This window comes from Intrasporangium sp., from assembly GCF_032907665.1.
Classification (GTDB): Bacteria; Actinomycetota; Actinomycetes; order Actinomycetales; family Dermatophilaceae; genus Intrasporangium.
Window position 1 is genome coordinate 1 of sequence record NZ_JAJJPG010000229.1, and the last position, 3,230, is coordinate 3,230.

3 protein-coding genes are annotated in these 3,230 nt (G+C 71.4%); 1 reads left to right on the plus strand and 2 read right to left on the minus strand.

Annotated elements, in window-relative coordinates:
- Positions 1 to 104 precede the first annotated feature (104 nt).
- On the minus strand, positions 105 to 1,388 hold the full coding sequence (locus LOY02_RS18640; RefSeq protein WP_317183864.1) for a glutamate-5-semialdehyde dehydrogenase: 1,284 nt from the start codon (positions 1,386 to 1,388) through the stop codon (positions 105 to 107).
- 106 nt (positions 1,389 to 1,494) lie between these two features.
- Between LOY02_RS18640 and proB the strand changes: the two genes are divergently transcribed.
- Positions 1,495 to 2,604, plus strand: coding sequence for a glutamate 5-kinase (gene proB / locus LOY02_RS18645; RefSeq protein ID WP_317183865.1), 1,110 nt, complete (start codon positions 1,495 to 1,497; stop codon positions 2,602 to 2,604).
- A gap of 123 nt (positions 2,605 to 2,727) precedes the next feature.
- Here proB and LOY02_RS18650 read toward each other — a convergent pair.
- On the minus strand, positions 2,728 to 3,230 hold a 503-nt coding region (locus LOY02_RS18650; RefSeq protein ID WP_410505981.1), incomplete at its 5' end, for a sodium:solute symporter family transporter.

A 3,230-nucleotide genomic window follows, 5' to 3' on the forward strand; every position in this document is an offset into this window, starting at 1 on the left:
GTGCCCTCCATGGCGCGCATCATGCCAGTCCTGCGAGACGTTCACCGACACGGTCCGCGGGTCGGCGCGGCGAGGACCGCCAGAGTCGGCGGGTTCGGCGGGCTTCAGCGCACCTGGCCGTCGCCCTCGACGATCCACTTGGTCGTCGTCAGCTCGGGCAGGGCCATCGGCCCCCTCGCGTGCAGCTTCTGCGTCGAGATGCCGATCTCGGCGCCGAAGCCGAACTCACCACCATCCGTGAATCGGGTGCTCGCGTTGACCATCACGGCGGCGGCGTCGACCTCCGAGGTGAACCGGCGAGCGGCGGCGCGGTCCTCCGTGACGATGGCCTCCGTGTGCCCGGAGCCGTAGCGCCGAATGCGGTCCATGGCCTCGTCGAGGTCGTCGACGACGTCGACGTTCATCTCGAGGGCGAGCCACTCCGTGCCGAAGTCCTCGTCACTCGCCATCTCGTATGCCGCTCCCGCCGCCTCCGCGTAGTCCCTGACCTCGGGCGCGACGTGCAGCTTCACGCCTGCGCCCGCGAGGTCAGCGATGACCTTGGGCAGGAAGTCGGCCGCGACGTCACGGTGGACGAGGAGGGACTCGGCCGCGTTGCAGACGCTCGGCCGGTGGGTCTTGGCGTTGACGGTGATCCGCTCGGCCTTGTCGAGGTCGGCTGCCTTGTCGACGTAGACGTGGCAGACGCCGACGCCGGTCTCGATGACGGGCACGGTGGACTCGCGAACGACGGTCTGGATGAGGTCGGCTCCCCCTCGCGGGATGACGAGGTCGACCCGGCCGCGGGCCGTCATCAGCGCACGGGCGGCGTCGCGGCCGCCCTCGCCCAGCAGGGTGACGGCGTCCTCGGGCAGTCCCTGCGCGGCGAGCGCCAGGCGCAAGGCGACGACGGTGGCCCAGTTGGTCGCTGCGGCCGCGGACCCGCCACGGAGCAGGACGGCGTTGCCCGACTTGAGGCCGAGCCCGGCGGCGTCGACGGTGACGTTGGGTCGGGCCTCGTAGATCATGCCGATGACGCCCATGGGCACCCGGACCTGACGGATCTGCAGGCCGTTGGCCAGGGTCGAGCCCCTGACGATCTCGCCGACGGGGTCGGGCAGGGCAGCGATGTCGCGCAGACCCTGCGCAGAGGCGGCGATGCGCTGCTCGTCGAGCCGCAGGCGGTCCTGGAGGGCCTCGCTCATGCCGGTGGAGCGGCCTCGCTCGAGGTCCTGGGCGTTGGCTTGGAGGATCTGCGGCGTGGCCGCGACGAGGGCGTCGGCGAGGGCGTGGAGGGCGGCGTCCTTCTCCGCACGGCTCAGCAGGGCCAGGCGCCGGGAGGCGATGCGGGCGCGGTCGGCGAGCTCGCCCACCTGGGCGACGACCGCGGGGTCGATGGTCTGGGACATGGATCTAGCGTAGGCGCAAGACCTCCCCTCAGCCGACGGTGTTCCGACGGGCGCCGCGATGTGGTCGGGCGGCGCTCGCACTCCGGGGCGTCACTAGGCTGGCCACGTGCCCCGATCGGTCATCAGCAGCGCGCGCCGTCTCGTCGTCAAGGTTGGCTCGAGCTCGCTGACCGGCACGGACGGCGGGATCGACCACGCGCGGCTCTTCGCCCTCGTCAACGCCCTGGCACACAAGCACGCGCAGGGCGCGCAGATCGTCCTCGTCAGCTCCGGGGCCATCGCCGCCGGGATCCATCCCCTGGGGCTCGCAGCGCGCCCCCGCGACCTCGCGACGCAGCAGGCTGCGGCGAGCGTCGGCCAGGGTGCCCTGCTCGCGGCCTACACGCACGCGTTCGCGGCACACGAGATCACCGTCGGACAGGTGCTGCTCACCGAGGACGACGTGACCCGCCGCACCCACTACGCCAATGCCCGCCGCACCCTCGAGCGCCTGCTCGACCTGCGCGTGATGCCCATCGTCAACGAGAACGACACCGTCGCGACGAGCGAGATCCGCTTCGGCGACAACGACCGGCTCGCGGCGCTCGTCGCCCACCTCATCGACGCGGATGCGCTCGTCCTGCTGTCCGACGTCGACGCGCTCTACGACGGACCGCCGCATCGTCCCGGCGCCCAGCGCATCCCGCTGGTCAAGGGGCCGGAGGACCTTGCCGACGTCGAGATCGGCCGCAGCCGTTCGAAGGTCGGCACCGGCGGGATGGCCACGAAGATCGAGGCCGCCCGGATCGCCACCGCCGCCGGCGTCACGACCTCGATCACCGCAGCCGATCGCGTCATCGCCGTACTCGGCGGGGAGGACGTCGGCACCGTCTTCCTGCCCATCGGGCGCCGGGGTCGCTCGCGGCGACTGTGGCTCGAGCACGCCACCTCGGCCCGGGGGCGCCTCATCGTCGACGACGGCGCGGTCCGGGCCCTCACCCACCACAAGAAGTCCCTCCTGCCAGCCGGGATCACCGCGGTCGAGGGCGTCTTCCACGACGGGGACCCGGTCGACGTCTGCGCCCCGGACGGGACCCCGGTCGCCCGGGGACTCGTCAACTACGCCTCCGGCGAGCTGCCCACCCTCCTCGGCCGCTCCACGAGAGAGCTGGCGAAGGCGCTCGGCCCGACCTACGAGCGCGAGGTCATCCACCGCGACGACCTCGTCATCCTCTGACGAGCCTCGACACGAGCGCCCTTCCTCGGTGGCCGGCACCCGGGCGCGCCGCCGACGTGACTCAGCCCAGCGGCATACGGACCATGCCGTATGCCGCTGGGCTGAGTCGGAGCGCAACCGCGCTCAGTGGTGGGTGGCCACCTCGGCGCCGTGGCCGGTGAGGGAGCGAACCTCCATCTCGGCGTACTTCGCGGCGTTGTACTCCTTGCTCGTCACCGTCCCGATGTAACCGAGGATGAACCCCAGCGGGATGGAGACGATGCCCGGGTTGTCGAGCGGGAAGAGGTGGAAGTCGACGCCCTGGAGCATCGACGGGCTCTTGCCCGTCACCGGGTCGACCGCCTTGCCCGACACGACCGGCGAGAACACGATGAGCGTGATCGCGCTGATCAGGCCGCCGTAGATCGACCACAGCGCACCCCGGGTGTTGAACCGCTTCCAGAAGAGCGAGTAGAGGATCGTCGGCAGGTTCGCGCTCGCCGCGATGGCGAAGGCGAGGGCGACGAGGAAGGCGATGTTCTGGCCCATGGCGAAGATGCCACCGATGATGGCGACCGCACCGAGGATGAGTGCCGCGATCCGGGCGACCTTGACCTCCTCCTCGGGGGTGGCGTTCCCGTCCTTGA

Coding starts and splice junctions, on each gene's coding strand:
- LOY02_RS18640 (WP_317183864.1), bottom strand. CDS start 1,388: ATGTCCCAGACCATCGACCCCGCGGTCGTCGCCCAGGTGGGCGAGCTC.